Annotated in this window: 7 protein-coding genes; 1 reads left to right on the top strand and 6 read right to left on the bottom strand. The window is 42.4% G+C overall.

Annotated elements, in window-relative coordinates; genetic code table 11:
* Window positions 1-195, top strand: a 195-nt coding sequence (locus WC310_05795; protein MFA5359294.1) for a hypothetical protein, incomplete at its 5' end; no start/stop codon positions are given.
* Here the strand turns inward: WC310_05795 and WC310_05790 are convergent.
* From WC310_05790 to WC310_05765, 6 genes are all read right to left on the bottom strand, one after another.
* Window positions 176-1522 carry a hypothetical protein gene (locus WC310_05790; protein ID MFA5359293.1) on the bottom strand — a complete coding sequence of 449 codons (1347 nt, stop codon included), beginning with the start codon at window positions 1520-1522 and terminating at the stop codon, window positions 176-178. The genes WC310_05795 and WC310_05790 overlap by 20 nt on opposite strands.
* A gap of 462 nt (window positions 1523-1984) precedes the next feature.
* Window positions 1985-2167: a hypothetical protein gene (locus tag WC310_05785; protein MFA5359292.1), complete on the bottom strand. Its 183-nt coding sequence runs from the start codon at window positions 2165-2167 to the stop codon at window positions 1985-1987.
* Between the two features lie 6 nt (window positions 2168-2173).
* Window positions 2174-2347 carry a hypothetical protein gene (locus tag WC310_05780; protein MFA5359291.1) on the bottom strand — a complete coding sequence of 58 codons (174 nt, stop codon included), beginning with the start codon at window positions 2345-2347 and terminating at the stop codon, window positions 2174-2176.
* Between the two features lie 268 nt (window positions 2348-2615).
* A complete protein-coding gene (locus WC310_05775; GenBank protein MFA5359290.1) occupies window positions 2616-2756 on the bottom strand; it encodes a hypothetical protein in 141 nt (46 codons plus the stop codon).
* A gap of 568 nt (window positions 2757-3324) precedes the next feature.
* The gene (locus WC310_05770) at window positions 3325-3519 is read right to left on the bottom strand and encodes a hypothetical protein (protein MFA5359289.1); all 195 of its coding nucleotides are present in this window, start codon (window positions 3517-3519) and stop codon (window positions 3325-3327) included.
* A 492-nt stretch (window positions 3520-4011) separates the two neighbouring features.
* Window positions 4012-4753 (bottom strand): hypothetical protein (locus tag WC310_05765; GenBank protein ID MFA5359288.1); only part of this gene is annotated, 742 nt, incomplete at its 5' end.

The raw sequence follows: 4753 nt of genomic DNA, 5'->3' as shown, positions 1-4753 counted from the left end.
CCATATATATCTTTCTTCATCATAAAGAAATCTATTACTTCTCTTACAAAATATTTTAAATTTTACTTCCCTGTTCATAAATTTTGTAACTTCTGGTTGTGTTTTTGGGCACCTGGCGGGGTAGAAAACGGCGGGAATTGCCGCGAGCTGGCTGCTTTGACTTCTACCCCTCCACCTATCCAAAAAACGGGATAAATTTAAAAATGATTTTTATAACAACGACGGCTAAAATCGCAATAATTAAAAGTTGAAAAATTGTTGAAATCGGAAATCCACCGATAAAAAAACTGAGCTTGTCTAAGTATGCCATTGATTTGGGCCAAACAAGGCCCAAATTCTGGCCATTATTAAACGCATCTGTCGTGTTGAAGTATGTGAGGAGTGTTCCAAAGGTGTCGCCGAAAGAGTTAAAAACATTATACAAAAATCCGCCAATGGCCGAAGCAAGAGGGGTGGGGATTTCATATTCGCCCGACGAGTTGGCAGCGTACCAATCATTAAAATCTTCTTCGCTGGGGTATCCTGGGCTTTCGCCTTGTGGGGCCAAACAAAGGCTCGTAACGCTTGAAAAAACACAAGTCGGGCTGTGCGCCGTGCAGCTTGTTTCGTCGTTGTCATACTGCCCGCAATAGAGCACTGACGAAATGCCTGTAAATTTTATGTCCGCCCAAAACGGACTTACATCGTTGATGCCTCCGTAATGTGTCGCAATCAGATTGTCGCTTTCGTCATACTCTTTCAGCACCAAGGCCCAATCGCTGTCCACATTAAAATCAAAATCAGAAAAAGTGGCCACAAAGTTATAATCGCTACTGCTCCCTGTGTAAATTGTGTACGACGAGCTGTTGTTTGTCCAATCGTTTTGCCAATAGATGTCAAATCGCTTGTTTTGGTAGTTCTCAAAATTTATTGAAAAATCAGTGCTCCCGTCCGTTATAGTGGCCCCGTTATTTAAACCAATATCTACAACAGAGGGCGGCGAAAAGTCGCCTGCAATAGTGCAGCCGTTCGCGTCCATACCAGTTTTGTGCCAGTCCAAACGATAACAAAATTGATTGCCGTTCTCTTCCGCACAGAAAAGGGTTAGGCCAGTGTCGCCAATCTCGTTAGCGGCAGAACAACCCCAAGTGTCGGCCGAGCTTTGATGATTACCAAGGTTTGCGTCGCCTATTGTTGACGCGGATTGGCCGCAATAACCACCCCAACAACCCTCAATGTGTTGCCATATATCTGCGGCCGTGCACCAGTCGTGGCAGACGCTTTGATTAGGGTTTCCGGCCGGAGACATGAAAGCAACCCAGCCGGCAGAGGCAGAGGCCGAAAACTGCGTCAAGAGAGCCGTTTTGAGTGCTGAGCCATTGATTAGGTTGCTTTGGCCTGTATTGAGCGACCAGTTGTCTGTTTGTTGCCAAATATAGCTTATAGGATACGAGGATACAATTCCAAACGCCCCGCCTACCCAAAAAGCCAAGAGGACGAGAGCTGCACAAAAGACCAAATAAATTTTGTTGGCGAGTGTCATAGGTGCACAAATTTTTTAATTATAAAAATCACGGCTAATATCCCTATTCCTGCGCCCAAAGCCCAAAACAGCAAAGAGGCGTGCGGTATTGATAAAAAAACATCTTTTACCTGTTGACTGATTGTTTCGGTAATTTCTGTCGCTGGGGGCGTAGAAAAAAGGCCAACAAAAAGGCCTTTAAAAAAATTAAAGACCCAACGAATAGGCAAAAAAACCGCACTAAAAAAACTGCTGATATTCGCAATGGCGAACCTTACAATGTCAATTAAGTCATACCAATAATGGGCCAACTCTATTGCCATAAATTTAGTGGCCTCTGATGGCCGAAATTATTGAAGTTAATATAATTAAGCCGACCCCTATTCCCACAATTATAGTTAAATAAGGCGACAAGTCGCCCATCAATCCTGAAATATTTGCGAGCAAGTCAGTGGTCATTTGTGAAGTCCAAGTAAAAAACATTTATTCTCTTTTTTCCCAAGGTTTAAAATCTTTCGGGCTGATTGTGCTCACAACCCTTTCAATAATAAAAAATCCAAGAAAAATCCCAAGTACAATGGCTATCAACGGCCAATATGTCGTCAAAATCCCCGTGATGTATGTTGACACATCGGATATGGCTGTGGCAGGAAGCGTGAGCTCCATAATTTTTTATTTTGCGTGGCGAGTAACAATACCAATCAGCTTGTGCACGATGTAGAAGCCTAAGGGCAAGCCTATGGCTACTGCAACGACGGGCCAGTATGTTGACATCACACCAGAAGCCTGTGTGCCGATTGCGGCCAAAGCGTCTGTTGGCGAAGTTGTTAGTTGTAAATCTATCATTGTTTTTTTGGCTCCCTTATGACTGCCCCGAGAGTTGGCGTTCGGGGCAGGTATAAGAGCACTACTTACCTTGCGTGGCGAGTAACGAGGCCAATGACCTTGTGCACGATGTAGAAGCCTAAGGGCAAGCCTATGGCTACTGCAACGACGGGCCAGTACGCAGTCATTACGGCCGAAGCCTGTGTGCCGACTGCGGCCAATGCATCTGCTGGAAGTGTTAAGTCCATTTTTTTATGCAGCTCCCTTATTTTTTCCGACCTTAATTAAATTATACACCATCAAAATTTCTTGTAAATAGGTGCGACACTGCAAAGAACACCACAGCAGCCCAAGCAAAAGCAAAGATATCATCGCCCAAACCATCTAAAAGAAAAAACATTGCGTTAGAAGCTTCTAAAATCATTTTCAAATTTATTTATAAAAATTTTTTTAATCAGGCCGAAAAGAGAAAAAATTATATAAGCGAAAAAAAACAAAAGCGTCAATAAAATTAAAAAATTCCCCAAGTTTTCTACAATCATAATTTTTCTGCTGGGTTTTGGTGCGACAAATTCCAAGCAAGTTTAATTGTAATCGCTACAAGAAAAATAATTGCCAAAGAATACATACACAAATCGCCGTATGTGATGCTTTTATTTATAAAAAACGGCTTGTCGGGGACGGCCTGTTCTGCTGTTTCACAAGTTACTTTGCTATAAGCAAAGGGTTGGCCGTCTGTCGGCGCCGTATTTTCAAAATTTAGTGGCTCTGAAAAAATGCAATCCATTTTTATTGAAATCTTTGAGTGTGCCCGCCCTTTTTGAGCTGGGTATCAATCAAATAAATTTTTCCGTTTTTATAAATTTGTATAAATCGCTTTTGTGGGCCCCATTTTTTGAGCCTTTTGGCCTCCTCGGCCGCTTCGCCACTTTGTGGCAGGGCGGCCTTAGGGGCCCCCTTTTTCAATTTTCTGTCAAAAGACTTCATAAGTCAAGTGTTTATTTTTTTAAAGTTTTTAATTTTGCTAAGGCCTTTAATTTTTCGTCGGCCGAGTCGGCTACTAATCGCCACATTTCCTCCTCCGTAATCAAACCTTTTTCTTTTGCCTCGGCATATTTTTCAAGCTCTTTTAGCCTAAAAATATCGCCCATTTTTGTTATATCTCTCCTCTTTAAAAAGGGTATATTTATCATAACTTTTTAATTGTTTTGTCAAGTTTAATTTTATTGATTTTCCACTCGCACTTTTTTGAAAAAACACATAGTTATCCACAGATTATCCACATTTTTGATACGACTAATTACAACACATCTCTGAGAAAAAGCACCAAGAAATTCCAAAAAGGTATATGTGCTAATAAGATTTACACTCTGTGTAAACGGCCCTCCCGCCACTTTTTCAAAAGTAGCGGGAGGACTGCTCGGAGGTGTGCTTTTACACTCTGCCATAGTGATAAGGCGTATGGCTACCTAAACGGGCCTGCAACGACTTAAAATTGTGCAGCCATACAATCCTCAACCTTGTATGGCTGCACAATCCTGCGTGTGCGGATTGGCTCAGGCACATCGCTATTTAACCTCGCAAGTTGCAATTAAGTCCCAACGAGGGGTGTTTTTGGGCACCTGGCGGGCCAAGAAACCGCGGGAGTTGCGGTGAAGCTTACGCTTTTACACTTGGCCCATCAGCTATCCAAAAAACGGAATAAATTTGAAAATGATTTTTATAACAACAACGGCTAAAATCGCGATAATTAAAATTTGAAAAATTGTTGAAATCGGAAATCCACCGATAAAAAAACTGAGCTTGTCTAAGTATGCCATTGACTTAGGCCAAATGAGGCCCAAATTTCTACCCTGATTAAATGCGTCTGTTGTGTTGAAGTTTGTAAGGAGGGTTCCAAAGGTGTCGCCAAAAGAGTTAAAAACATTATACAAAAATCCACCAATGGCCGAAGCAAGGGGTGTGGGGGTTTCATATTCGCCCGACGAGTTGGCAGTGTACCAATCATTAAAATCTTCTTCACTGGGATATCCTGGGCTTTCGCCTTGTGGGGCCAAACAAAGGCTCGTAACGCTTGAAAAAACACAAGTCGGGCTGTGTGCTGTGCAGCCATCTTCATCGTTGTCATACTGCCCGCAGTATAGCACTGACGATATGCCCGTAAATTTTATGTCTGCCCAAAAAGGGCTTGCGTCATTTATGCCCCCGTAGTGCGTCGCTATGAGGTTGTCGCTTTCGTCGTACTCTTTCAGCACCAAGGCCCAATCGCTGTCCACATTAAAATCAAAATCGGAAAAGGCGGCCACAAAGTTATAATCGCTACTGCTCCCTGTGTAAATTGTGTACGACGAGCTGTTGTTTGTCCAATCGTTTTGCCAATAGATGTCAAATCGCTTGTTTTGGTAGTTCTCAAAATTTATTGAAAAA

The organism is Patescibacteria group bacterium, from assembly GCA_041653535.1.
In the GTDB taxonomy this organism is placed as follows: Bacteria; Patescibacteriota; Patescibacteriia; order JACRDY01; family JACRDY01; genus JBAZFH01.
Note: the sequence above shows the minus strand (reverse complement) of the source record. Positions and strands in the feature narration are given on the sequence as shown.

Bases quoted from the DNA above. Each gene is read 5' to 3' on its own strand.
- WC310_05790 (MFA5359293.1), bottom strand. From the start codon at position 1,522: ATGACACTCGCCAACAAAATTTATTTGGTCTTTTGTGCAGCTCTCGTC.
- WC310_05785 (MFA5359292.1), bottom strand. From the start codon at position 2,167: ATGGAGCTCACGCTTCCTGCCACAGCCATATCCGATGTGTCAACATAC.
- WC310_05780 (MFA5359291.1), bottom strand. From the start codon at position 2,347: ATGATAGATTTACAACTAACAACTTCGCCAACAGACGCTTTGGCCGCA.
- WC310_05770 (MFA5359289.1), bottom strand. From the start codon at position 3,519: ATGATAAATATACCCTTTTTAAAGAGGAGAGATATAACAAAAATGGGC.